25 protein-coding genes and 1 pseudogene are annotated in these 23,224 nt (G+C 47.6%); 15 read left to right on the top strand and 11 right to left on the bottom strand.

All coding sequences use genetic code 11. The annotated features are described in order from the left end of the window. Positions 1 to 20: 20 nt before the first annotated feature. Positions 21 to 1,223, bottom strand: coding sequence for an NAD(P)/FAD-dependent oxidoreductase (gene yhiN / locus AABJ99_RS01265; RefSeq protein ID WP_039020657.1), 1,203 nt, complete (start codon positions 1,221 to 1,223; stop codon positions 21 to 23). A 231-nt stretch (positions 1,224 to 1,454) separates the two neighbouring features. Here yhiN and pitA point away from each other — a divergent pair, with 231 nt between their 5' ends. Continuing rightward, complete coding sequence (pitA, locus tag AABJ99_RS01260; RefSeq protein WP_000902780.1) at positions 1,455 to 2,954, top strand: inorganic phosphate transporter PitA; 1,500 nt, start codon at positions 1,455 to 1,457, stop codon at positions 2,952 to 2,954. Between the two features lie 244 nt (positions 2,955 to 3,198). Here the strand turns inward: pitA and uspB are convergent, their stop codons facing one another. After that, positions 3,199 to 3,534 (bottom strand): universal stress protein UspB, encoded by a 336-nt coding sequence (gene uspB, locus AABJ99_RS01255; protein ID WP_000626187.1) that lies wholly within the window; start codon positions 3,532 to 3,534, stop codon positions 3,199 to 3,201. A 390-nt stretch (positions 3,535 to 3,924) separates the two neighbouring features. Between uspB and uspA the strand changes: the two genes are divergently transcribed. Then, positions 3,925 to 4,359, top strand: a complete 435-nt coding sequence (gene uspA / locus AABJ99_RS01250) for a universal stress protein UspA (protein WP_000323571.1) — start codon at positions 3,925 to 3,927, stop codon at positions 4,357 to 4,359. A gap of 98 nt (positions 4,360 to 4,457) precedes the next feature. Here the strand turns inward: uspA and AABJ99_RS01245 are convergent, their stop codons facing one another. Further along, positions 4,458 to 4,511 (bottom strand): hypothetical protein, encoded by a 54-nt coding sequence (locus AABJ99_RS01245; RefSeq protein WP_212591402.1) that lies wholly within the window; start codon positions 4,509 to 4,511, stop codon positions 4,458 to 4,460. Between the two features lie 165 nt (positions 4,512 to 4,676). Here AABJ99_RS01245 and dtpB point away from each other — a divergent pair, with 165 nt between their 5' ends. Then, the gene (gene dtpB / locus AABJ99_RS01240; protein ID WP_032303979.1) at positions 4,677 to 6,146 is read left to right on the top strand and encodes a dipeptide/tripeptide permease DtpB; all 1,470 of its coding nucleotides are present in this window, start codon (positions 4,677 to 4,679) and stop codon (positions 6,144 to 6,146) included. Positions 6,147 to 6,194: 48 nt separating this feature from the next. On the opposite strand, the gene rsmJ is transcribed toward dtpB, so the two are convergent. Beyond that, complete coding sequence (gene rsmJ, locus AABJ99_RS01235; protein ID WP_000686620.1) at positions 6,195 to 6,947, bottom strand: 16S rRNA (guanine(1516)-N(2))-methyltransferase RsmJ; 753 nt, start codon at positions 6,945 to 6,947, stop codon at positions 6,195 to 6,197. Between the two features lie 7 nt (positions 6,948 to 6,954). Then, positions 6,955 to 8,997 carry an oligopeptidase A gene (gene prlC, locus AABJ99_RS01230; RefSeq protein WP_032185368.1) on the bottom strand — a complete coding sequence of 681 codons (2,043 nt, stop codon included), beginning with the start codon at positions 8,995 to 8,997 and terminating at the stop codon, positions 6,955 to 6,957. 202 nt (positions 8,998 to 9,199) lie between these two features. On the opposite strand from prlC, the gene rlmJ reads away from it, so the two are divergent. Together rlmJ and gorA are read left to right on the top strand one after the other, a co-directional pair. Next, positions 9,200 to 10,042: a 23S rRNA (adenine(2030)-N(6))-methyltransferase gene (gene rlmJ, locus AABJ99_RS01225; protein ID WP_039020658.1), complete on the top strand. Its 843-nt coding sequence runs from the start codon at positions 9,200 to 9,202 to the stop codon at positions 10,040 to 10,042. Between the two features lie 71 nt (positions 10,043 to 10,113). Then, complete coding sequence (gene gorA, locus AABJ99_RS01220) at positions 10,114 to 11,466, top strand: glutathione-disulfide reductase (RefSeq protein WP_000160796.1); 1,353 nt, start codon at positions 10,114 to 10,116, stop codon at positions 11,464 to 11,466. A gap of 53 nt (positions 11,467 to 11,519) precedes the next feature. Here the strand turns inward: gorA and dinQ are convergent, their stop codons facing one another. Beyond that, entirely contained in the window at positions 11,520 to 11,603 is an 84-nt protein-coding gene (gene dinQ / locus AABJ99_RS01215; RefSeq protein WP_001295215.1) for a damage-inducible type I toxin DinQ, read from the bottom strand. A gap of 27 nt (positions 11,604 to 11,630) precedes the next feature. Between dinQ and AABJ99_RS01210 the strand changes: the two genes are divergently transcribed. The 4 genes from AABJ99_RS01210 to arsC all read left to right on the top strand — a co-directional run bounded on the left by AABJ99_RS01210 (position 11,631) and on the right by arsC (position 14,481). Next, positions 11,631 to 11,804 carry a hypothetical protein gene (locus tag AABJ99_RS01210; protein WP_001355010.1) on the top strand — a complete coding sequence of 58 codons (174 nt, stop codon included), beginning with the start codon at positions 11,631 to 11,633 and terminating at the stop codon, positions 11,802 to 11,804. 541 nt (positions 11,805 to 12,345) lie between these two features. After that, positions 12,346 to 12,699: an As(III)-sensing metalloregulatory transcriptional repressor ArsR gene (gene arsR, locus AABJ99_RS01205; protein WP_338387478.1), complete on the top strand. Its 354-nt coding sequence runs from the start codon at positions 12,346 to 12,348 to the stop codon at positions 12,697 to 12,699. A 54-nt stretch (positions 12,700 to 12,753) separates the two neighbouring features. Continuing rightward, the gene (gene arsB / locus AABJ99_RS01200) at positions 12,754 to 14,043 is read left to right on the top strand and encodes an arsenite/antimonite:H(+) antiporter ArsB (RefSeq protein WP_039020660.1); all 1,290 of its coding nucleotides are present in this window, start codon (positions 12,754 to 12,756) and stop codon (positions 14,041 to 14,043) included. A 12-nt stretch (positions 14,044 to 14,055) separates the two neighbouring features. After that, on the top strand, positions 14,056 to 14,481 hold the full coding sequence (gene arsC, locus AABJ99_RS01195) for a glutaredoxin-dependent arsenate reductase (RefSeq protein WP_000065787.1): 426 nt from the start codon (positions 14,056 to 14,058) through the stop codon (positions 14,479 to 14,481). Positions 14,482 to 14,501: 20 nt separating this feature from the next. Here the strand turns inward: arsC and AABJ99_RS01190 are convergent, their stop codons facing one another. Beyond that, positions 14,502 to 14,822, bottom strand: coding sequence for an ArsR/SmtB family transcription factor (locus AABJ99_RS01190; RefSeq protein ID WP_001175590.1), 321 nt, complete (start codon positions 14,820 to 14,822; stop codon positions 14,502 to 14,504). Positions 14,823 to 14,929: 107 nt separating this feature from the next. Here AABJ99_RS01190 and AABJ99_RS01185 point away from each other — a divergent pair, with 107 nt between their 5' ends. The 4 genes and pseudogenes from AABJ99_RS01185 (at position 14,930) to dctR (ending at position 19,230) form a co-directional block, all read left to right on the top strand. Beyond that, entirely contained in the window at positions 14,930 to 15,931 is a 1,002-nt protein-coding gene (locus AABJ99_RS01185; protein WP_039020665.1) for a permease, read from the top strand. Positions 15,932 to 16,511: 580 nt separating this feature from the next. Further along, positions 16,512 to 17,628, top strand: a pseudogene (locus tag AABJ99_RS01180) (hypothetical protein). A gap of 352 nt (positions 17,629 to 17,980) precedes the next feature. Next, complete coding sequence (gene slp, locus AABJ99_RS01175) at positions 17,981 to 18,547, top strand: outer membrane lipoprotein Slp (RefSeq protein WP_001057453.1); 567 nt, start codon at positions 17,981 to 17,983, stop codon at positions 18,545 to 18,547. Between the two features lie 152 nt (positions 18,548 to 18,699). Then, positions 18,700 to 19,230 carry a helix-turn-helix transcriptional regulator gene (gene dctR, locus AABJ99_RS01170; RefSeq protein WP_000478615.1) on the top strand — a complete coding sequence of 177 codons (531 nt, stop codon included), beginning with the start codon at positions 18,700 to 18,702 and terminating at the stop codon, positions 19,228 to 19,230. 42 nt (positions 19,231 to 19,272) lie between these two features. Here the strand turns inward: dctR and yhiD are convergent, their stop codons facing one another. The 3 genes from yhiD to hdeA form a co-directional block, all read right to left on the bottom strand. Beyond that, the gene (yhiD, locus tag AABJ99_RS01165) at positions 19,273 to 19,920 is read right to left on the bottom strand and encodes an MgtC/SapB family protein (protein ID WP_001296814.1); all 648 of its coding nucleotides are present in this window, start codon (positions 19,918 to 19,920) and stop codon (positions 19,273 to 19,275) included. A 63-nt stretch (positions 19,921 to 19,983) separates the two neighbouring features. Next, positions 19,984 to 20,310 (bottom strand): acid-activated periplasmic chaperone HdeB, encoded by a 327-nt coding sequence (hdeB, locus tag AABJ99_RS01160; RefSeq protein WP_077782377.1) that lies wholly within the window; start codon positions 20,308 to 20,310, stop codon positions 19,984 to 19,986. A gap of 115 nt (positions 20,311 to 20,425) precedes the next feature. Beyond that, entirely contained in the window at positions 20,426 to 20,758 is a 333-nt protein-coding gene (gene hdeA / locus AABJ99_RS01155; RefSeq protein WP_000756553.1) for an acid-activated periplasmic chaperone HdeA, read from the bottom strand. A gap of 254 nt (positions 20,759 to 21,012) precedes the next feature. Here hdeA and hdeD point away from each other — a divergent pair, with 254 nt between their 5' ends. Both hdeD and gadE read left to right on the top strand, forming a co-directional pair. Then, the gene (gene hdeD / locus AABJ99_RS01150; RefSeq protein WP_000965667.1) at positions 21,013 to 21,585 is read left to right on the top strand and encodes an acid-resistance protein HdeD; all 573 of its coding nucleotides are present in this window, start codon (positions 21,013 to 21,015) and stop codon (positions 21,583 to 21,585) included. Between the two features lie 798 nt (positions 21,586 to 22,383). Beyond that, complete coding sequence (gadE, locus tag AABJ99_RS01145; RefSeq protein ID WP_000576690.1) at positions 22,384 to 22,911, top strand: acid resistance transcriptional activator GadE; 528 nt, start codon at positions 22,384 to 22,386, stop codon at positions 22,909 to 22,911. Here the strand turns inward: gadE and AABJ99_RS01140 are convergent, their stop codons facing one another. Next, the gene (locus AABJ99_RS01140) at positions 22,912 to 23,190 is read right to left on the bottom strand and encodes a hypothetical protein (protein WP_001205315.1); all 279 of its coding nucleotides are present in this window, start codon (positions 23,188 to 23,190) and stop codon (positions 22,912 to 22,914) included. Between the last annotated feature and the right edge of the window lie 34 nt (positions 23,191 to 23,224).

Below are 23,224 nucleotides of genomic sequence, written 5' to 3'. Positions count from 1 at the left end.
TTAGTGCTTTGTGTACAACTTTATTGTCCTCGGACAGCAATCAAATCCTGCGCACAAGCCCACGCACTCGACCACGCCCACTGGAAGTTATAGCCCCCCAGCCAGCCGGTGACGTCCATCACTTCGCCGATGAAATACAGCCCAGGCACTTTGCGCGCTTCCATCGTCCGTGAAGAGAGTTCGTTGGTATCCACGCCGCCGAGCGTCACTTCGGCAGTGCGATAGCCTTCAGTGCCGTTCGGCTGCACACGCCAGTCGGTCAATGTGCTAATCAGTGCCTGTTGGTCACGTACGTTGAGCTGTTTTAGCGAGACATCCGGGATTTGCCCGAGTTGTTGTAAGCGTTCAACCAACCGCTTCGGTAGATGAACCGCCAGTGTGTTTTTCAGGCTCTGATTCGGATGTGCGTTACGCTGTTCATTCAGGAAGGTTTCGAGGTCCACATCCGGTAGCAGATTGATACTGACAAATTCACCCGGTTGCCAGTAGCTGGAAATTTGCAACACCGCCGGTCCAGACAAGCCGCGATGGGTGAAGAGTAAGTTCTCACGGAAAACGGTGCCGTTTTCAGCGGTAATCACGGAAGGCACCGCCACGCCTGCCAGCACCTGTAACTCTTCGAGCAACGGTTTATGCAGAGTGAATGGCACCAGACCCGCGCGGGTCGGCAGCACGTTGAGGCCAAATTGTTCGGCAATCTTATAACCAAACGGCGACGCGCCCAGCCCTGGCATTGACAGTCCACCGGTCGCGATGACCAGCTTTTCGCAACCGACAGTCATGCCGTTCAGTTCAAGCATGAAGCCTGTATCATCCTTCGCCACGCTCAGCACTTCGCTACGCAATCTAAAGGTCACATTGCCCTTCTCGCACTCATCCACCAGCATGTCGACAATCTGCTGCGCGGAGTCATCGCAGAAGAGTTGCCCTAACGTTTTCTCGTGCCAGGTGATGCCGTGTTTATTGACCAGATCAATGAAATCCCACTGGGTAAAACGCGCGAGTGCAGACTTACAAAAATGCGGATTCTGGCTCAGATAAGCGCCCGGTTCGACATAAAGGTTGGTAAAGTTGCAGCGCCCACCGCCAGACATGAGGATTTTGCGCCCTGGTTTTTTACCATTATCGATCAGCAGAACCCGGCGTCCTGCCTGACCTGCCTGCGCAGAACAGAACATACCCGCCGCACCAGCGCCTATAATAATGGCATCAAACCTTTCCACGTTGCGCTCCTCTAAGAAAAAACGGGCGTGAATTGTAAAGATTCCTCAGTGGTCGCACCAGCATCAATATTACTAAAAGGAAGTATTTGCCTGAATTATATAAGATAATTATTTTTTGAGTGCAATCTATACAGGAGGCAAATCAAAAAAAGTCTATATTTCACTTTGCCCGCGCCGCGAAAGTCACTGATAATGCGCCGCGTTCATGTCCTCAAAATGGCGTAACGTCCTATGCTACATTTGTTTGCTGGCCTGGATTTGCATACCGGGCTGTTATTATTGCTTGCACTGGCTTTTGTGCTGTTCTACGAAGCCATCAATGGTTTCCATGACACAGCCAACGCCGTGGCAACCGTTATCTATACCCGCGCGATGCGTTCTCAGCTCGCCGTGGTTATGGCGGCGGTGTTCAACTTTTTGGGTGTTTTGCTGGGTGGTCTGAGTGTTGCCTATGCCATTGTGCATATGCTGCCGACGGATCTGCTGCTTAATATGGGATCGTCTCATGGCCTTGCCATGGTGTTCTCTATGTTGCTGGCGGCGATTATCTGGAACCTGGGTACCTGGTACTTTGGTTTACCTGCATCCAGCTCTCATACGCTGATTGGCGCGATCATCGGGATTGGTTTAACCAATGCGTTGATGACCGGGACGTCAGTGGTGGATGCACTCAATATCCCGAAAGTATTAAGTATTTTCGGTTCTCTGATCGTTTCCCCTATTGTCGGCCTGGTGTTTGCTGGCGGTCTGATTTTCTTGCTGCGCCGCTATTGGAGCGGCACCAAGAAACGCGCCCGTATCCACCTGACCCCAGCGGAGCGTGAAAAGAAAGACGGCAAGAAAAAGCCGCCGTTCTGGACGCGTATTGCGCTGATCCTTTCCGCTATCGGTGTGGCGTTTTCTCACGGCGCAAATGATGGTCAGAAAGGCATTGGTCTGGTTATGTTGGTACTGATTGGCGTCGCGCCAGCAGGCTTCGTAGTGAATATGAATGCCACTGGCTACGAAATCACCCGTACCCGTGATGCCATCAACAACGTGGAAGCTTACTTTGAGCAGCACCCTGCGCTGCTGAAACAGGCTACCGGTGCTGATCAGTTAGTACCGGCTCCGGAAGCTGGCGCAACGCAACCTGCGGAGTTCCATTGCCATCCGTCGAATACCATTAACGCGCTCAACCGCCTGAAAGGCATGTTGACTACTGATGTGGAAAGCTACGACAAGCTGTCGCTTGATCAACGTAGCCAGATGCGCCGCATTATGCTGTGCGTTTCTGACACTATCGACAAAGTGGTGAAGATGCCTGGCGTGAGTGCTGACGATCAGCGTCTGTTGAAGAAACTGAAGTCCGACATGCTTAGCACCATCGAGTATGCGCCGGTGTGGATCATCATGGCGGTCGCGCTGGCGTTAGGTATCGGTACGATGATTGGCTGGCGTCGTGTGGCAACGACTATCGGTGAGAAAATCGGTAAGAAAGGCATGACCTACGCTCAGGGGATGTCTGCCCAGATGACTGCGGCAGTGTCTATCGGCCTGGCGAGTTATACCGGGATGCCGGTTTCCACTACCCACGTACTCTCCTCTTCTGTCGCGGGGACGATGGTGGTAGATGGCGGCGGCTTACAGCGTAAAACCGTGACCAGTATTCTGATGGCCTGGGTGTTTACCCTTCCGGCTGCGGTACTGCTTTCCGGCGGGCTTTACTGGCTCTCCTTGCAGTTCCTGTAATCGCACGCACCAAAACGAGCGGGTCAGCTGGCCCGCTTCAGATTGTTGACATAGTGCGCTTTGTTCATGCCGGATGCGGCGTGAACGCCTTATCCAGCCTACAAAAACATGCAAATTCAATAGATTGCAGAGATTATGTAGGCCTGATAAGCGTAGCACATCAGGCAATTTTGCGTTTGTAATCAGTCTCGAGCGGGTCAGTTTGCTGGCCCGCTTTTTTTATGCGTTATTTTTGCTGAAGTGCTTAATGCCAAATCATCAATGCAATCAGACTGACCACCACCAGACCACACAATGCGCTGGTCAGAATAAACTGCCGACGCACCCGCTCACAGCGGCGAATAAACTCATCATCGTGATGATCGCGATAACGTTGGGCATAGATATACCAAACGAGACGCACCTGTTTGTTGGGTTGGCCATGTGAGGTAAAAAAGCCCCCTCCATCAACATATTGATAGAGCAATGGATCGCAGTTACGCAGTACCACTAACAACGCGCGTAGTGATGAGAAATAGCGCGCCATGTTAACAATGCAAACGACACATAAAGCCCAAAATAATGCGACGGTGCTTATCATACCTCCTCCCCGGCGACCTGCCCGCGGAGTTCCACCCCGGGGCTACCGCTCCCGATACGCTGCCAATCAGTTAACACCAGGTCCTGGAGAAACCGCTTTTGTGGTGACCAACATCCGAGCGGCTCTATAGATAGTGTAGGAGATCAGGTTGTTTTTTTTCCAGAAGGTTAACCACTATCAATATATTCATGCCGAAAATTTGTTTATCTAACGGGTAAGCAAGGCGGATTGACGGATCATCCGGGTCGCTATAAGGTAAGGATGGTCTTAACACTGAATCTTTACGGCTGGGTTAGCCCCGCGCACGTAGTTCGCAGGACGCGGGTGACGTAACGGCACAAGAAACGCTAGCTGGCCAGTCATCGACAACTTTATGGAAGGAGTAACACTATGGCTTATAAACACATTCTCATCGCGGTCGATCTCTCCCCGGAAAGCAAAGTTCTGGTAGAGAAAGCAGTCTCTATGGCTCGCCCCTACAATGCGAAAGTTTCTCTGATCCACGTAGATGTAAACTACTCTGACCTATACACCGGGCTTATTGATGTGAATCTGGGTGATATGCAGAAACGCATCTCTGAAGAGACACATCATGCGCTGACCGAGCTTTCCACTAATGCAGGCTACCCAATCACTGAAACCCTGAGCGGCAGCGGCGATCTGGGCCAGGTTCTGGTCGATGCAATCAAGAAATACGATATGGATCTGGTGGTTTGTGGTCACCACCAGGACTTCTGGAGCAAACTGATGTCTTCCGCACGTCAGCTGATCAACACCGTTCACGTTGATATGCTGATTGTTCCGCTGCGCGACGAAGAAGAATAATCTTCCCTCCACGACGTGTGCCTGAACGCCCGCATATGCGGGCGTTTTGCTTTTTGGCGCGCCTTGTTACCTGATGCAGCGTATACGCCTTATCTGGCCTACGATCTGCGTACGCAATCAAAATCCCCAGCCAATACAACATTTAACACCATCATATTTTCCATCATTAGTGTGATCAGCTGGTTATTTTCTGTTGTAATAGTGTATTAATCTATTCACCGCATCAATATTAAGAATCTCTGACAGATGTAAACTTTTTCGCGCGTTATCCCTTACGCGTTCATACTTTTCAGGATGGTATTGGAAGGTTAATAAATATGAATACAACAACACCCATGGGGATGCTGCAGCAACCTCGCCCATTTTTCATGATCTTTTTTGTCGAGTTATGGGAGCGATTCGGCTACTACGGCGTGCAGGGCGTACTGGCGGTTTTCTTCGTTAAACAGCTTGGATTCTCGCAAGAGCAGGCTTTTGTCACTTTTGGTGCGTTTGCTGCGCTGGTCTATGGCCTCATTTCCATTGGCGGCTATGTCGGCGACCACCTGCTGGGGACCAAACGCACCATTGTTCTCGGAGCACTTGTGCTGGCGATTGGCTACTTCATGACCGGCATGTCGCTACTTAAGCCTGACCTGATTTTCATCGCCCTGGGGACTATCGCTGTCGGTAACGGCCTGTTTAAAGCTAACCCTGCCAGCTTGCTTTCGAAGTGCTATCCACCGAAAGATCCGCGGCTTGATGGCGCATTCACCCTGTTCTATATGTCGATCAATATCGGCTCGTTGATAGCGTTATCGTTGGCCCCTGTGATCGCTGATAGATTCGGCTATTCAGTCACCTACAACCTGTGCGGTGCGGGATTAATTATCGCGCTATTGGTTTACATCGCCTGTCGTGGAATGGTGAAAAACATTGGTTCTGAACCCGACTTCAAGCCGATGAGCTTCAGCAAACTGTTGTACGTGTTACTTGGCAGCGTGGTGATGATCTTCGTCTGTGCATGGCTGATGCACAACGTAGAAGTCGCCAATCTGGTGCTGATTGTTCTCTCCATCGTCGTCACCATCATCTTCTTTCGTCAGGCATTCAAGCTGGATAAAACCGGGCGCAATAAAATGTTTGTTGCCTTTGTCCTGATGCTCGAAGCGGTGGTGTTTTACATTCTCTACGCCCAGATGCCAACGTCGCTGAACTTCTTTGCCATCAACAACGTGCATCATGAAATTCTCGGCTTTTCCATCAACCCGGTCAGCTTCCAGGCGCTTAACCCGTTCTGGGTGGTACTCGCCAGCCCAATACTGGCAGGTATCTACACGCATTTGGGTAACAAAGGCAAAGACCTCTCGATGCCGATGAAATTTACTCTCGGTATGTTTATGTGCTCGCTGGGCTTTTTGACGGCTGCAGCTGCGGGAATGTGGTTTGCTGATGCACAAGGGCTGACATCACCATGGTTTATCGTGCTGGTTTACTTATTCCAGAGTTTAGGTGAACTGTTTATTAGTGCCCTTGGCCTGGCGATGATTGCTGCCCTGGTGCCGCAGCATTTGATGGGCTTTATTCTCGGGATGTGGTTTCTGACGCAAGCTGCCGCGTTCTTGCTTGGCGGCTATGTGGCAACATTTACCGCAGTACCAGACAACATTACAGATCCGCTTGAGACGTTGCCCGTCTATACCAGCGTGTTTGGTAAAATTGGCCTGGTTACGCTGGGCGTTGCAGTAGTGATGCTGTTGATGGTGCCGTGGCTGAAACGCATGATTGAGACGCCGGAAAGCCATTAATTATTCTTGCAGAACACAGGGTAGCAATAACACTACCCTGCTTTACTTTCACACCGGCGTACCTGCATAAATATCAAAGCGATGCCCTTTGGTAACTACCGCGTTTGGCGTGGCGACATTCGCCAGCGGTGGCGCGTAGTCCGGGCGCTTTACCACCACGCGTTTGGTCGCCAGCAAGCGTGCAGGCTCCAGCAATCCATCAGCGTCGAGATCCGGCCCCACCAGCGACTGGAACACGCGCATCTCTTTTTTCACCAGCGCGCTTTTCTGCTTATGCGGGAACATCGGGTCGAGATAGACCACCTGCGGGCGGGGAGTAATATCGGTTAGCGCCGTCAGGCTGGAGGCGTGGATTAACTGTAAACGCTCCTGCAACCAGCCGCCGATTTCCGCATCCGCATAACCACGCGCCAGGCCGTCGTCGAGCAGCGCGGCAACGACTGGATTACGCTCCAGCATCCGCACACGACAGCCGACCGAAGCCAGCACAAAGGCATCGCGCCCCAGTCCTGCGGTAGCGTCCACCACGTCCGGGAGATAATCGCCTTTAATGCCCACCGCTTTCGCCACCGCCTCACCGCGTCCACCGCCAAATTTGCGACGGTGCGCCATCGCTCCGCCAACAAAATCAACAAAGATGCCACCAAGCTTCGGCTCATCACGCTTGCGCAGTTCCAGATGCTCCGGTGTTAACACCAGCGCCATCAGGTTGTCTTCATCGTGCTCCAGCCCCCAGCGAGCCGCCAGAACAGATAAGGCACCGTCTCCGGTGCCTGTTTCATCAATTAAGCAGATTTTCACTGAATGATCAGCCCTTAATGCCGTAATGCTCCAGCATCGCATCCAGTTGCGGTTCACGACCACGGAAGCGTTTGAACAGATCCATCGGCTCTTCTGAACCACCACGGCTCAGAATGTTGTCGAGGAACGACTGTCCGGTTTCACGGTTGAAAATGCCCTCTTCCTCAAAACGCGAGAAGGCATCTGCCGCCAGCACATCGGCCCACAGGTAGCTGTAGTAACCTGCCGCATAACCACCAGCAAAGATGTGGCTAAATGCATGTGGGAAGCGGCCCCAGGACGGAGACGGTACCACGGCAACCAGTTTTTTGATTTCTGCCAGAGTTTCGAGGATTTTCGCCCCCTGATCCGGACGGAATTCTGCATGTAGACGGAAATCGAACAGGCCGAATTCCAGCTGACGCAGAATAAACAGCGCCGCCTGGTAGTTCTTCGCCGCCAGCATTTTATCCAACAGTTCTTTCGGCAGCGGTTCGCCAGTCTCATAGTGACCGGAGATAAACGCCAGCGCCTCCGGCTCCCAGCACCAGTTTTCCATAAACTGGCTCGGCAGTTCGACCGCATCCCACGGTACCCCGCTGATCCCGGATACACCGGCGGTTTCAATGCGGGTCAGCATATGATGCAGACCATGACCGAACTCGTGGAACAGCGTGATTACTTCGTCATGCGTAAACAGCGCCGGTTTACCATTCACCGGGCGGTTGAAGTTACATGTCAGGTAAGCGACCGGTTTTTGCAGCGAACCGTCGGCTTTACGCATCTGGCCTACGCAGTCATCCATCCACGCCCCGCCGCGCTTGTTCTCACGGGCATAGAGGTCGAGGTAGAAGCTGCCGCGCAGTTCGTTGTTCTCGTCATACAGTTCGAAGAAACGGACATCCGGATGCCAGACATCAACATCTTTGCGCTCTTTAGCGGTGATGCCGTAAATACGTTTCACCACTTCAAACAAGCCGTTAACCGCTTTGTTTTCCGGGAAGTACGGACGCAGCTGTTCGTCGCTGATGCTGTAGAGGTGCTGTTTCTGTTTTTCGCTGTAGTACGCAATATCCCACGGCTGCAACTCATCGACGTCAAATTCGGCTTTGGCGAAGGTGCGCAGCTGTGCCAGCTCTTTTTCACCCTGCGGACGGGCGCGTTTTGCCAGATCGGTTAAGAAATCAAGCACCTGCTGCGGGTTTTCTGCCATTTTAGTGGCAAGGGATTTAAAGGCGTAGTTTTCAAAGCCCAGCAGTTGCGCCAGTTCGTGACGCAGCGCGAGGATCTCTTCCATCACCTTGCTGTTATCCCACTTACCGGCGTTCGGGCCTTGATCGGAAGCGCGAGTGCTGTAAGCGCGATACATCTCTTCACGCAAGGCCTGGTTGTCGCAGTAGGTCATTACCGGCAAATAGCTTGGGATATCCAGCGTCAGCAAGTAGCCCTCCAGTTCTTTCGCTTCGGCCTGGGCTTTTGCCGCTGCCAGCGCGCTTTCTGGCATACCCGCCAGTTCCGCTTCGTCGGTAACGAGTTTGGTCCAGCCCATCGTCGCATCAAGGACGTTGTTGCTGTACTGGTTGCCCAGTTCGGAAAGACGGGTAGCAATTTCGCCGTAGCGTTGCTGTTTCTCTTTCGGCAGACCGATGCCAGAGAGTTCAAAATCACGCAGGGCGTTATCAACCGCTTTCTTCTGCGCCGTATTCAGCGTGGCGTAATGATCGCCATCGCGCAGATCGCGGTACGCTTTATACAGCCCTTCATGTTGCCCTACCCAGGTGCTGTATTCTGACAGCAGCGGCAGGGTTTGTTCGTAGGCTTCACGCAGTTCCGGGCTATTTTTCACCGAGTTCAGGTGGCTGACCGGGGAGAAGATACGCCCCAACACATCGTCCACTTCCGCCAGCGGCTGGCAGAGATTTTCCCAGGTGTACGGTGCCCCTTGCGCTACTACGCGCTCCACATTTTCACGGCAGTCATTCAATGCCTTCGTCACGGCTGGAACGACATGTTCCGGGAGAATTTTAGAAAACGGAGGCAATTCAAAGGGAGTCAGTAACGGATTCGTCATTAGCGCAGTCCTGGTTAAAGAGGTTAAGGAAGCGCTCAACAGGCGCTTTACATAATGTGTGTAGCATGGGGTTAAGTGTAGTGAATTTCAATGAGAAACGTTACGCTTTCGCGGCGACGGCCTCTTTTCGGTATACTGTCCTGATAGGCTTTTGTGCGCCCCGAATACGGGCCGATTTTTACTTACCGGAACACCTTTACCCATGCTCAGTTATCGCCACAGCTTTCACGCTGGCAACCACGCCGACGTCCTTAAACATACCGTTCAGAGCCTGATCATCGAGTCGCTGAAAGAGAAAGATAAACCGTTTCTCTATCTGGATACCCACGCGGGTGCGGGACGTTATCAGTTAGGCAGTGAACATGCCGAGCGTACCGGCGAATATCTCGAAGGTATCGCCCGTATCTGGCAGCAGGACGATCTGCCTGCGGAGCTGGAACCGTACATCAGCGTGGTGGAACATTTTAACCGTAGCGGGCAGTTACGTTACTACCCAGGTTCGCCGTTGATTGCTCGCCAGCTACTGCGCGAGCAGGACAGTCTGCAACTGACCGAGCTGCACCCGAGCGATTACCCGTTGCTGCGCTCTGAATTTCAGAAAGACAGCCGTGCGCGCGTGGAAAAAGCCGACGGTTTCCAGCAGCTTAAAGCCAAGCTGCCGCCGGTTTCTCGCCGTGGTTTAATCCTTATCGACCCGCCGTATGAAATGAAAACCGACTATCAGGCGGTGGTCAGCGGCATTAACGAGGGGTATAAACGTTTTGCCACAGGCGTCTACGCGCTGTGGTATCCAGTGGTGCTGCGTCAGCAAATCAAGCGCATGATCCACGATCTGGAAGCGACCGGTATTCGCAAGATTATGCAAATTGAACTGGCGGTATTGCCAGACAGCGATCGCCGTGGCATGACCGCTTCCGGCATGATTGTGATTAACCCGCCGTGGAAGCTGGAACAGCAGATGAATAACGTGTTGCCGTGGTTGCATAGCAAACTGGTTCCGGCTGGCACCGGGCATGCCGCCGTAAGCTGGATCGTGCCAGAGTAATTGCAGCCATTGCTGGCACCTATTACGTCTCGCGCTACAATCGCGGTAATCAACGATAAGGACAATATGTCATGACTAAACACTATGATTACATCGCCATCGGCGGCGGCAGCGGCGGTATCGCCTCCATCAACCGCGCGGCTATGTACGGTCAGAAATGCGCGCTGATTGAAGCCAAAGAACTGGGCGGCACCTGCGTGAATGTTGGCTGCGTGCCGAAAAAAGTGATGTGGCACGCGGCGCAAATCCGTGAAGCGATCCACATGTACGGCCCGGATTATGGCTTTGATACCACCATCAATAAATTCAACTGGGAAACGTTGATCGCCAGCCGTACCGCCTATATCGACCGTATTCATACTTCCTATGAAAACGTGCTCGGTAAAAATAACGTTGATGTAATCAAAGGCTTTGCCCGCTTCGTTGATGCCAAAACCATTGAAGTAAACGGCGAAACCATCACGGCCGATCATATCCTGATCGCCACCGGCGGTCGTCCGAGCCACCCGGATATTCCAGGCGTGGAATACGGTATTGATTCCGATGGCTTCTTCGCCCTGCCTGCTTTACCAGAGCGCGTGGCGGTTGTTGGCGCAGGTTACATTGCCGTTGAACTGGCGGGCGTGATTAACGGCCTCGGCGCGAAAACGCATCTGTTTGTTCGTAAACATGCGCCGCTGCGCAGCTTCGACCCGATGATCTCTGAAACGCTGGTCGAAGTGATGAACGCCGAAGGCCCACAGTTGCATACCAACGCCATCCCGAAAGCGGTGGTGAAAAATGCCGACGGCAGCCTGACGCTGGAGCTGGAAGATGGTCGCAGTGAAACGGTGGATTGCCTGATTTGGGCGATTGGTCGCGAGCCTGCCAATGACAACATTAACCTCGAAGCCGCTGGCGTAAAAACCAACGAAAAAGGTTATATCGTCGTCGATAAATATCAAAATACCAGCGTTGAAGGTATTTACGCGGTGGGCGATAACACGGGTGCAGTGGAACTGACACCGGTGGCAGTTGCAGCGGGTCGCCGTCTCTCTGAACGCCTGTTTAATAACAAGCCGGATGAGCATCTGGATTACAGCAACATTCCGACCGTGGTCTTCAGCCATCCGCCGATTGGGACTGTTGGTTTAACGGAACCGCAGGCGCGCGAGCAATACGGCGACGATCAGGTGAAAGTGTATAAATCCTCTTTCACCGCGATGTATACCGCCGTCACCACTCACCGCCAGCCGTGCCGCATGAAGCTGGTGTGCGTTGGACCGGAAGAGAAGATTGTCGGTATTCATGGCATTGGCTTTGGTATGGATGAAATGTTGCAGGGCTTCGCGGTGGCGCTGAAGATGGGCGCAACCAAAAAAGACTTCGACAATACCGTCGCCATTCACCCAACGGCGGCAGAAGAGTTCGTTACCATGCGTTAAATGTTAAAGGGCAAAGAGTGGTGTGCTCTTTGCCCTTAGTTACGTTTCCGCTATCAGTTCAGAAGCTGAAGCAGGAAGCGGATCAGTTCCAGCAGCGCAATTAACGCCCCAAGAACGATGATTGCTTTATCAATCACCCGTTTTCTCCATGCGATGGAGTGAGAATGCATCCGCTTACTCATCCACTGCCTGTCACGGCGCATGCCTCATTGTTAGATGACGACTATCTCACTCCGGCCAGAGCATCAGTTAACGGCACCACCCGTACCACTGATCAGGACTTTGAAAGCGTTTATGCGCATTGCCAGAGTGAAAATGCCTCAGAGCCAACTGGATAATCATACAGTACTTGCGGGTTATAAAACCAGCACGTCCTTGCAATAGTTTCAGTATGGTATTAGCATTGATGTGTTAGATGATGGCTATCTCACTCCAGCCAGAGCCACCAACTCAGGGCTGAAGAGTAAAAAAACCGACGCGAAGTCGGTTTTTTTACGTCCGGATTCGGACAAGGCTTGGTACGGCAGCGACCCGATGAAAGTATATCAATCCTCTTTCACCACCATGTATAGCAAACTGTCCCTTCGCCAGCTGAAGAAATCGCTAACGCTTGCAATGTTAGCCACTGGCTAATAGTATTGAACCGTTAGATGTGGGCATTCTCACTCCAGCCAGAGCCACCAACTCTGGCTGAAGAGTAAAAAAACCGACGCAAAGTCGGTTTTTTTACATCCTGATTCAGACTTCCTTTCAAATGAACACCCAACGCTTAATTCACACCTATACCTTTCTCTACACTTACATATTCGTTAAGTCATATATGTTTTTGACTTATCCGCTTCGAAGAGAGACACTAAGTGCAACAATCAGGAGCGCAATATGTCATTTCTGTTACCCATCCAACTCTTCAAAATTCTTGCCGATAAAACCCGTCTGGGCATCGTTTTACTGCTCAGCGAACTGGGAGAGTTATGCGTCTGCGATCTGTGCACTGCCCTCGATCAGTCGCAGCCCAAGATCTCCCGCCATCTGGCATTACTGCGTGAAAGTGGGCTATTGCTGGACCGCAAGCAAGGAAAGTGGGTTCATTACCGTTTATCGCCGCATATTCCAGCATGGGCGGCGAAAATTATTGAGCAGGCCTGGCGAAGCGAACAGGAAAAGGTTCAGATGATTGTCCGTAACCTCGCCAGACAAAATTGTTCCGCAGACAGTAAGAATATTTGTAGTTAAAAAATTTATCTAAACACATATGAATATTCGAATGTGTTTTATCCAGGAGGCATGATGTTACTGGCGGGCGCTATCTTTGTCCTGACCATCGTATTGGTTATCTGGCAGCCGAAAGGTTTAGGCATCGGCTGGAGTGCGACACTGGGCGCCGTACTGGCGTTAGTTACTGGCGTGGTCCATCCGGGCGATATTCCGGTGGTGTGGAATATCGTCTGGAACGCGACGGCGGCGTTTATAGCCGTCATTATCATCAGCTTGCTGCTGGATGAGTCCGGCTTTTTTGAATGGGCGGCGCTGCACGTCTCACGCTGGGGCAATGGGCGCGGTCGCTTGCTGTTTACCTGGATTGTCCTGCTCGGTGCTACCGTTGCGGCCCTGTTTGCCAATGATGGCGCGGCGCTTATTTTGACGCCGATTGTCATCGCCATGCTGCTGGCTTTAGGGTTCAGCAAAGGCACTACGCTGGCGTTTGTTATGGCGGCCGGATTCATTGCCGATACCGCCAGCCTGCCGCTTATTGTCTCCAATCTGGTGAATATCGTTTCGGCAGATTTCTTTAGTCTCGGCTTTCGCGAATATGCCTCGGTGATGGTGCCGGTGGATATCGCTGCAATACTGGCTACCCTGGTGATGTTGCATCTCTATTTCCGCAAAGATATTCCGCAGAACTACGACATGGCGCTGCTAAAATCTCCCGCAGATGCGATTAAAGATCCTGCGACGTTCAAAACTGGCTGGGTTGTTTTACTGCTTCTGCTGGTGGGATTTTTCGTCCTGGAACCGCTCGGCATTCCGGTAAGCGCCATTGCGGCAGTAGACGCGCTGATATTATTTGCCGTCGCTAAACGCGGTCATGCGATTAATACGGGTAAAGTGCTGCGCGGTGCCCCCTGGCAGATTGTCATCTTCTCGCTCGGCATGTATCTGGTGGTTTACGGCCTGCGCAATGCCGGACTAACGGAATATCTTTCTGGAGTACTCAACGTGCTGGCGGATCACGGCCTGTGGGCGGCGACGCTCGGCACCGGATTCCTCACTGCGTTCCTCTCTTCTATTATGAACAATATGCCGACGGTACTGGTTGGCGCGTTGTCCATTGATGGCAGCACGGCGTCTGGTGTCATCCAAGAAGCGATGGTTTATGCCAACGTGATTGGCTGCGATTTGGGACCGAAAATCACCCCGATTGGTAGTCTGGCGACGCTGCTCTGGCTGCACGTACTTTCGCAGAAGAATATGACTATCAGCTGGGGATATTACTTCCGTACAGGGATTATCATGACCCTGCCGGTGCTGTTTGTGACGCTGGCTGCGCTGGCGCTACGTCTCTCTTTCACTTTGTAATGAGATATTGATATGAGCAACATTACCATTTATCACAACCCGGCCTGCGGCACGTCGCGAAATACGCTGGAGATGATCCGCAACAGCGGCACAGAACCGACCATTATCTATTATCTGGAAACACCGCCAACGCGCGATGAGCTGGTCAAACTCATTGCCGATATGGGGATTTCCGTACGCGCGCTGTTGCGTAAAAACGTCGAGCCGTATGAGGAACTGGGCCTTGCAGAAGATAAATTTACTGACGATCGGTTAATCGACTTTATGCTTCAGCACCCGATTCTGATTAATCGCCCGATTGTGGTGACGCCGCTGGGAACTCGTCTGTGCCGCCCTTCAGAAGTGGTGCTGGAAATTCTGCCAGATGCGCAACAAGGCGCGTTCACCAAGGAAGATGGCGAGAAAGTGGTTGATGAAGCGGGTAAACGCCTGAAATAACTATAGGGGGATATGCCCCCTTATTTGTTCTTCGTGGCTCCTTCGCCATCTGTTTTGCTGTTTACGCAGCACTCCTCACGTAAAAATTCAATTATCGCTTCCAGCATTGCGTATTGCGAAACACACATCAGCGTCCGACTCTCACGGTTTTGTTTGACCAACCCTACCGATACCAGTGCTGAAATATGGTGACTGAGTGTAGAGCCGGGTATCCCAAGCTGCTTTTGCAACTCACCGACCGGCAAACCTTGTTCCCCCGCTTTGACCAGATGCTTAAATATGAACAAACGGGTCGGATGACCTAACTCTTTCAGTGCCTTAGCGACCTCTTCCAATTGCATGTGTCACCCCCTCTGTCTGGTTGATATTTCGATAATACCAGAAATATCTTGATCTGAACTTCATTTCGATTATTCTGGAAATATAGTTTTATTCAATGAGGTTACTTATGAGTAGTTGGCTTGCGATGCTGCAAGATGCCGCAGAGATGTTTGTGTTTCTCGCCGTCGAGCTTTCTTTGCTGTTTATAGTGATTAGTGCCGGTGTCAGCCTGATAAGACAAAAGGTGCCAGACCATAAAATCCAGCAGATGATGGGGGCCAGAAAAGGGAGAGGCTATCTCCTGGCTGCTCTGTTGGGAGCCGTTACCCCGTTCTGTAGTTGCTCGACAATACCCATGCTACGTGGATTGTTGTCAGCGAAAGCCGGGTTTGGTCCGACTCTCACTTTTTTATTTGTTTCACCGTTACTTAATCCCATTATCGTCGGGTTAATGTGGGTGACCTTTGGTTGGAAAGTTACCTTGTTGTACGCGATTATCGCCGCCGGCGTCTCCGTACTTGCCAGTATTATCCTGGATTCTCTGAGATTTGAACGTCATATCATTGCCAGTAAAAGCTCATCAGCAAATTGTTGCTCTCCAGCCAAAACTTCGCCGGGGACGACATATACGCCAATAAAAGTGAGTTGCTGTAGTCCAGCGGCTAAAGCCATTGAGAAACCGGTAGTAAACTGTTGCAGTACCAAAGCTGTGGTAAGTATTAATCCCATAAAACTAGCCACCAAAGATGCGTTGCAACAGTTTAAAGATGTACTGCCATATCTTTTGTTAGGGGTATTAATAGGCTCTTTTATTTATGGCTTTATTCCCTCAGCGTGGATTGCCGCTCATGCAGGGGCAGATAATCCCTTCGCCATCCCATTGAGCGCCGTTGTCGGAATCCCGCTGTATATCCGGGCAGAGGCGGTTATCCCTCTGGCATCTGTTCTGATGACAAAAGGAATGGGTCTGGGAGCATTAATGGCATTAATCATCGGCAGTGCCGGCGCAAGTCTGACGGAAGTGATATTACTTAAATCAATGTTCAGAATACCGATGATAGTTGCATTCCTGACGGTTATCTTAGGTATGGCTATCTTGATGGGCTATTTGACTCAAATGCTATTTTAAATAGATGCCAGCAGTAAACTATAAGGAGCATTGTGAGTGCCTTATCCTTCTGAGTAGAAAATCATAGATAGGATAATCCTTAAAAATCACAAATAACTTAACTAATGCTTTGAGAATGATGACGGATCCGTCAGTAAGTCATCAATCGACAATCACCACGCAATCATGCTTCTCTGACATTTTATCGGAGAAGCAATGCCTCTTTGTCTCAGTGCTATCCCCCCTTTTAAAGGGCAGATTTCAGTCGCCAATACAACACATTTTTAAATACACTTTAACCTGGTTCATTATTACACATCTAAAACATCACAAAAATATCACTTCACACACTATCGGAGAACATCATAACTTTTTAAAATGAGCGCTTTTTGATAGTTGTTAATGTTTTCCTTTACGATACTATCACTGCCCTTTTTTTATACACAAATATTACCGGGTGGAAATGAAAGGGAAGTTAAAGGTAATTATATCAGGAAGATATGACGCATTGTGTTTATTTCCGCGTAGAAGAAAATCCATTCCTGTTCTAATTCTCCGATTTGCAAAAATTTAGCGAAATAGATGAACAATAAGGAATGTTATGTCAATTGACTTTACCCCAGGTATGATAAATACATATCACGGCGATATTTATAACCGCACAACAGATACCGACAATATTAAAACACCAAACACACCGATGTGGCCTTGTGATAATCAGGAAGAACAGCAACCCATTAATTTTTCATTGTCTGAAGAAGGATATAACGCTGAACAATTTGATTTAGCGCAACAACAACTCCAACAAATTAATGCGTGCCACACGAACACCACATATACAAATGCAGACTACTCAAAAGTTGTGGCTCAACTTGTAAAACTTATTAATAACATTGAAACGATAAGTTCGACACCACTTACGCAACAGACACAATCAATACTTAATCAGATTAATAACATTAGATACGAAAAGAACAAAAGTGCTGAATGTCGAATCATTGTTGTCGCTAATCCTAAACCCAACAAGGCAATCATAACTAAAATTAGCGTAGAAGAGGGAATACCCATAACATTCAGTGTCCAAACCATGTTTTCAGATACTAATTTTATTGCTGAACAACGAGCTGACTTACCAACTAATATAAAAGATATTCAAAGCCTGTATCAAAAAATGACGAAGTTATATATTGAGCACAGTGAAAATAAAAACAGAATGAAAGTCTTTGCCGGAACCAACTTTATTGATTTCAATATGACAGGACAGAACCTGTCCGGGTTCGTTCTAACCTTGTCAAGGTTTTATTTCGAAGATCTACTTAATATAAATTTCACTGACGCAAATTTATGTGACACTATTTTTTCACATAAGGAACACCCTACCCATAAATTATATAAAGATGAACAATATCTTGACAAACAAATTGAAGGTTTATTTTCAACATTATTAACCATTAATGACAACTTTTTACGAGCAAAAGCTGAAGTTGCTTCGACGATAATTAAGTTTTTAGAGGCCAGGATAACCAATCTTTCATACAACGACATATTAAAATATCAGCAAGAATTCCAAAAACAATGTTATAAGCAAGTTAAAGCCTTTACGACACTCTCCCGATACAATAAAATTCAAACATGGGCACAAATGTCTGAATATCAATTCGAAATATTTCAACACGATACGTTTCATCCTAAAAAAATGTCATACGCACCTTATTTAAAGAGATCGCTACCTGATGAAAAAACTATAAATTATGGGGTGGAAATAGAAATATCAACTGGCAAAAGAATTCGCTTATCAAATCATTACCAGAATATAATCCCATAATATTGAACATTAGCGCTTTATAAGCATTGAATAAAAATAGATTTTATGTACCTTTAAAAAAAGGCTATTTTATGGGGCGATGGATACTCATGTCACGCCCCAAAATTAACAGAATTAAACTAAACAGAATGGATATAAACATCAGACAGGTTTACGTTACTATCAGGCATATCGCCTCAGAATCAGATGAAAACTATAAAGAAATATCTATTATGGTTTTAATATTTGTTGATAAGGATAGTAACATGAACATGACAAAAGGTGCACTCATCCTCAGCCTTTCATTTTTGCTTGCCGCATGTAGTTCAATTCCGCAAAATATCAAAGGCAATAACCAACCTGATATTCAAAAAAGTTTTGTTGCTGTTCATAACCAGCCGGGGTTATATGTTGGTCAACAAGCGCGCTTTGGCGGGAAGGTTATCAACGTTATCAATGGCAAAACGGATACGTTGTTAGAAATCGCTGTATTACCGTTGGATAGCTATGCGAAGCCTGATATTGAAGCCAACTATCAGGGCCGACTGCTCGCCAGACAAAGCGGCTTCCTTGATCCAGTGAACTATCGTAATCACTTTGTTACCATCCTCGGTACCATTCAGGGTGAACAACCTGGCTTTATCAATAAAGTCCCGTATAACTTCCTGGAAGTGAATATGCAGGGCATCCAGGTGTGGCATTTGAGAGAAGTGGTTAATACCACCTATAACCTGTGGGATTACGGCTATGGTGCATTCTGGCCGGAACCGGGCTGGGGCGCGCCTTACTACACCAATGCGGTGAGTCAAGTAACACCTGAGCTGGTCAAATAACACCACCGAGAGATGCAGATGCTTTCTCAGCATCTGCATCATGCATTGCATCAAATTAATACACAGCCAGCTAACTATTATTATAAGCCCTGTCCTGTTAATTACCTTTGGCAAACTGATTATAAAGTTAATGTCCGCACCAGGAGTCGGTTATGTTTCTTATAATTACCAGGGATACGATGTTCTTCACTGCGATGAAAAACATTCTGAGCAAAGGTAATGTCGTTCATATACAGAACGAAGAAGAGATCGACGTAATGTTGCATCAGCATGCCTTCGTCATTATTGATACATTAATGAATAATGTATTTCATTCTAATTTGCTCACTCAGATTGAACGATTAAAACCTGTCCATGTGATTATTTTCTCTCCCTTTAATATTAAACGCTGCCTGGGGAAAGTACCGGTGACCTTTGTTCCGCGAACTATCACCATCATCGACTTTGTCGCACTCATCAATGGCAGTTACTGCTCTGTGCCTGAAGCGGATGTGTCCCTTTCGCGCAAGCAGCATCAGGTTCTGAGCTGCATTGCGAATCAAATGACAACGGAAGATATTCTGGAGAAACTGAAAATATCGCTAAAAACGTTCTACTGCCATAAACACAATATCATGATGATCCTCAATCTTAAGCGGATCAATGAGTTGGTACGCCATCAGCATATTGATTATCTGGTGTGAATTTCCAGTAGGGTGGCGAGTGTGATTTCGCTACCACACAGATTAGCTAATTGAAACGCCTTTCACCCCTGCCATACCTTTTAATAATCGCAACAGATCTTCTATCGACGTCGTGGCATGAAGCTGGATATCAATGGCGACCACTTCATGATCTTCATTTTCCTGCAACGAAACTAAATCCGTTTTTATTTTTTGCTGCTTAAACCAGTCGAGCATTGATACCGTATTACCGTTCACTAATGTCAGCTGTAAATGGTAATTTTTATTCATCAGGCGGAAGGTTAATTGATGGAAGACTTCCAGCACCAGTAAGGTCATCACTGAACCATAAATGCCCAGTTCGTACATACCGCTACCAATAACCATACCAATGGCGGCGGTCACCCAGATATCCGCTGCCGTCGTCAGACCTACAATATTTTGGTTACGAACGAGAATGTTACCTGCACCGATAAACCCGACGCCCGTCACCACCTGAGCAGCAATACGGCTGGGGTCCAGTCCGACGTGATCTAAAGACAGCACGTCAGCAAAACCATATTTCGAAACAATCATAAACAGGGCGCTTCCCATGCCAATTAATACATGTGTGCGTAACCCTGCTCCTTTGCCGCGCATTTGCCTTTCCATGCCAATAGCGCCACAGGCAATTGCTGCGAGTATAAGACGTATAATAAATTCTGCTGTCATATAAAAATGCAAAAAGGAGCAGCAAGATGGCTCAACTTGCTACTCCTTTTTACTTGTGCCCCATTAATTCGGCAAGTCATTAGATGCTTGATTTTTGAAAGTATACAAATTTTTCTGCGGATTTTTTTTGCAGTATTCGATCACTTTAGGAATTTGAGTAAGATCGGTTTCATTTAAAGTAACAGTATCACCACCTTTATAAACTGTTTCTTCATGCAGCATCCACCACGCAACCGGTGTCATTGCTTTTGGATTCAGATCAATAAATTCCTGGCAAGTCATATCTTTAGCGGATTCATTGGCTGCCAGCGCAGATTGTGCGTTCACCAGTGACAAAGCCGCTACAGCGCCCATAAAAATAAACGCTTTACGGAGAGTTGAAATATTCATTTTGTAACCCATTCAATATAGAGATTAAATATGAACAGAAGGAATAGCTGCTTTTGAAGAAGGTATTCCTACCTGTTCAATATGCAAGGAAGTACGATGTAACGTATTCCCGGAATTACATATCTTTCTTAACTTTGTCCCATTCGCTTTTAACTTTATCTTTAAAGTTGGCTTGTTTATCCTGAGTACAAGCCTGAACGATCGCTGGGGTTACGGTTGCAATACCCTGAACATCTAAAACCGCATCTTCTGGTTTATCTTTATTGTTCAGTGCTTCAGCAAAACCAACTGCAGTTGGCTGGAAGGATTCGTCCACAGCCAGAAAATCTTCACAGGTCCAGGTGTTGACCGGTTTTTTGTTATCAGCTGCTTTTTGTGCATCCGCTGCATTGCTCACCACTGGCAGAAGAAGCAGACCACCAAGAATAACGCCTAATACTTTTTTCATCGTAATATCCTCAACTATAAAGTGAAAGAGCCGTCACGAATTAATTTCGACACTGAGGTTATAACCTGGTTTTCTGTATATGTCATGTTGATGGAAAATATCAAAATCAGATATTTTTATTCCAATACAATGAGTTACAGATGTATCAGATACTGTAATTAGGAAATTTTTATTAAATCGACTGCATTCTTAGACGCGTTTTTGGCATAGATTGATAGCAGGGGATTTTCTTCTTAATTTTATAGGGTGGTTATATGTTATATATAGATAAGGCAACAATTTTGAAGTTTGATCTGGAGATGCTTAAAAAGCACCGTAGAGCAATCCAGTTTATTGCCGTGCTGCTGTTTATCGTCGGGTTGCTGTGTATCAGTTTCCCGTTCGTCTCTGGCGATATTTTAAGCACAGTAGTGGGTGCATTATTAATCTGCTCAGGTATTGCGCTTATTGTCGGGTTATTCAGCAACCGCAGTCATAATTTCTGGCCTGTATTATCCGGTTTCCTCGTCGCAATCGCCTATTTATTGATCGGCTATTTCTTCATCCGCGCACCGGAGCTGGGCATTTTTGCCATTGCGGCATTTATTGCCGGTTTGTTCTGTGTGGCAGGAGTTATTCGTCTGATGAGTTGGTATCGTCAGCGTTCAATGAAAGGCAGTTGGCTACAGCTCGTTATTGGTGTGCTGGATATCGTCATTGCCTGGATATTCCTTGGCGCAACGCCGATGGTTTCTGTAACGCTGGTTTCCACACTAGTGGGAATTGAACTGATATTTAGCGCCGCTAGCCTGTTCAGCTTCGCCAGTTTGTTTGTTAAAAAGCAATAATTATCCCTATTGCCACCTGGATCATAGTCACTTGATGTGACTATGATCCAATTAATACTCTCTCCGCTACACAGCATTTTAGATCAATTGCGCGCTATCATTGAAATAATTACCTGCTGATGAGTATTTCAACCTACTGAATTTTATCTGATTTTTTTCATTGCATGGCAAATTAGCCATTTCAAACATTATCATGGCTGATATTTTCCGTAGTCAGGTTTAATGTTTTAAAAGTGCTGTGGGAAAGTGAACAAAGAGTTCCGTAGGCGTTGATGCTATGGGCGGTTAAATAAGTAATCCGGGTTCATTTTTTTGCAATTGGCGTTGATTACATTGCATAAATATCCGTGTCTCCAGACGCTATATAATAACCTGAAGACATGAATGAGTTATTTACTCAGGTAATTTCAATGCGTTAAAAGAAAGCTGGCAATCCAATTGCCAGCTTAAGTCGAAACAAGGAGACTCGATATTTAAATCGGATTACATTTTAACTTTAGTAATATTCTTCAGAGATCACAAACTGGTTATTGATAACTTATTCTTGGGCAGTAATCCGCAAACGTTAATTTTTTGTTTGCAGTTTACAATCTGATAACAACCAGGAATTTTACTTAGGATCAATATATGGAGTGCGTGATGGATAAATCTGAAGTATTGATTAGTGTTAATAGACGTATTAGTTCACGAAGGGCAAGGTTCTTATAGGCGTTTACTATATTGAACAACGATTCGGACAGGGATGTAAATAATGAAAAGGATGACATGTTCGAAACGATAACGGCTAAGGAGCAAGTTATGATTTTTCTCATGACGAAAGATTCTTTTCTTTTACAGGGCTTTTGGCAGTTGAAAGATAATCACGAAATGATAAAAATCAATTCCCTGTCAGAGATCAAAAAAGTAGGTAATAAACCCTTCAAGGTTATCATTGATACCTATCACAACCATATCCTTGATGAAGAAGCGATTAAATTTCTGGAGAAATTAGACGCCGAGAGAATTATTGTTTTGGCACCTTATCACATCAGTAAACTAAAAGCTAAAGCGCCTATTTATTTTGTCAGCCGCAAAGAAAGTATCAAAAATCTTCTTGAGATTACTTATGGAAAACACTTGCCCCATAAGAATTCACAATTATGTTTTTCACATAATCAGTTCAAAATTATGCAGCTGATTCTGAAAAACAAAAACGAAAGCAATATCACGTCAACGCTCAATATTTCGCAACAAACATTAAAGATTCAGAAATTCAACATTATGTACAAGCTGAAACTAAGACGTATGAGCGACATCGTCACCCTGGGTATCACATCTTATTTTTAGTCAGGACATAATTAACTGAAAATGATGGCAGGCATGAAGAGGGATGCAGATGCTGATTTCATTATCCCCGGTGATGACTAAAGGAGAGGCGAAAACGACTTTATTCCCCTGGTATGTGTATCCACCAGTAGAACCCTTCGTTGCCCGAATGCTGGCAGGAACTGTTGGCAGAACGGCAACATTTTTTTTGTCGTTGACCTCACCATGTCGATCACTGTGCTTGCATCCCATCTTACTGGCTGACAACCCCACTATGCCGCTGGTCTGTAAATCCCTCATACCTCTCCTCGCGCGCAATTTAAAGAACCGTTAT

It is taken from the genome of Escherichia coli, from assembly GCF_036503815.1.
Lineage (GTDB): Bacteria > Pseudomonadota > Gammaproteobacteria > Enterobacterales > Enterobacteriaceae > Escherichia > Escherichia coli_F.
Note: the sequence above shows the minus strand (reverse complement) of the source record. Positions and strands in the feature narration are given on the sequence as shown.

Coding starts and splice junctions, on each gene's coding strand:
- AABJ99_RS01210 (WP_001355010.1), top strand. CDS start 11,631: ATGCATCCGCTTACTCATCCACTGCCTGTCACGGCGCATGCCTCATTG.
- uspA (WP_000323571.1), top strand. CDS start 3,925: ATGGCTTATAAACACATTCTCATCGCGGTCGATCTCTCCCCGGAAAGC.
- arsR (WP_338387478.1), top strand. CDS start 12,346: ATGTCATTTCTGTTACCCATCCAACTCTTCAAAATTCTTGCCGATAAA.
- hdeA (WP_000756553.1), bottom strand. CDS start 20,758: ATGAAAAAAGTATTAGGCGTTATTCTTGGTGGTCTGCTTCTTCTGCCA.
- slp (WP_001057453.1), top strand. CDS start 17,981: ATGAACATGACAAAAGGTGCACTCATCCTCAGCCTTTCATTTTTGCTT.
- pitA (WP_000902780.1), top strand. CDS start 1,455: ATGCTACATTTGTTTGCTGGCCTGGATTTGCATACCGGGCTGTTATTA.
- AABJ99_RS01140 (WP_001205315.1), bottom strand. CDS start 23,190: ATGAGGGATTTACAGACCAGCGGCATAGTGGGGTTGTCAGCCAGTAAG.
- dtpB (WP_032303979.1), top strand. CDS start 4,677: ATGAATACAACAACACCCATGGGGATGCTGCAGCAACCTCGCCCATTT.
- yhiD (WP_001296814.1), bottom strand. CDS start 19,920: ATGACAGCAGAATTTATTATACGTCTTATACTCGCAGCAATTGCCTGT.
- AABJ99_RS01185 (WP_039020665.1), top strand. CDS start 14,930: ATGAGTAGTTGGCTTGCGATGCTGCAAGATGCCGCAGAGATGTTTGTG.
- gorA (WP_000160796.1), top strand. CDS start 10,114: ATGACTAAACACTATGATTACATCGCCATCGGCGGCGGCAGCGGCGGT.
- hdeD (WP_000965667.1), top strand. CDS start 21,013: ATGTTATATATAGATAAGGCAACAATTTTGAAGTTTGATCTGGAGATG.
- uspB (WP_000626187.1), bottom strand. CDS start 3,534: ATGATAAGCACCGTCGCATTATTTTGGGCTTTATGTGTCGTTTGCATT.
- AABJ99_RS01190 (WP_001175590.1), bottom strand. CDS start 14,822: ATGCAATTGGAAGAGGTCGCTAAGGCACTGAAAGAGTTAGGTCATCCG.
- arsC (WP_000065787.1), top strand. CDS start 14,056: ATGAGCAACATTACCATTTATCACAACCCGGCCTGCGGCACGTCGCGA.
- prlC (WP_032185368.1), bottom strand. CDS start 8,997: ATGACGAATCCGTTACTGACTCCCTTTGAATTGCCTCCGTTTTCTAAA.
- arsB (WP_039020660.1), top strand. CDS start 12,754: ATGTTACTGGCGGGCGCTATCTTTGTCCTGACCATCGTATTGGTTATC.
- rlmJ (WP_039020658.1), top strand. CDS start 9,200: ATGCTCAGTTATCGCCACAGCTTTCACGCTGGCAACCACGCCGACGTC.
- gadE (WP_000576690.1), top strand. CDS start 22,384: ATGATTTTTCTCATGACGAAAGATTCTTTTCTTTTACAGGGCTTTTGG.
- dctR (WP_000478615.1), top strand. CDS start 18,700: ATGTTTCTTATAATTACCAGGGATACGATGTTCTTCACTGCGATGAAA.
- hdeB (WP_077782377.1), bottom strand. CDS start 20,310: ATGAATATTTCAACTCTCCGTAAAGCGTTTATTTTTATGGGCGCTGTA.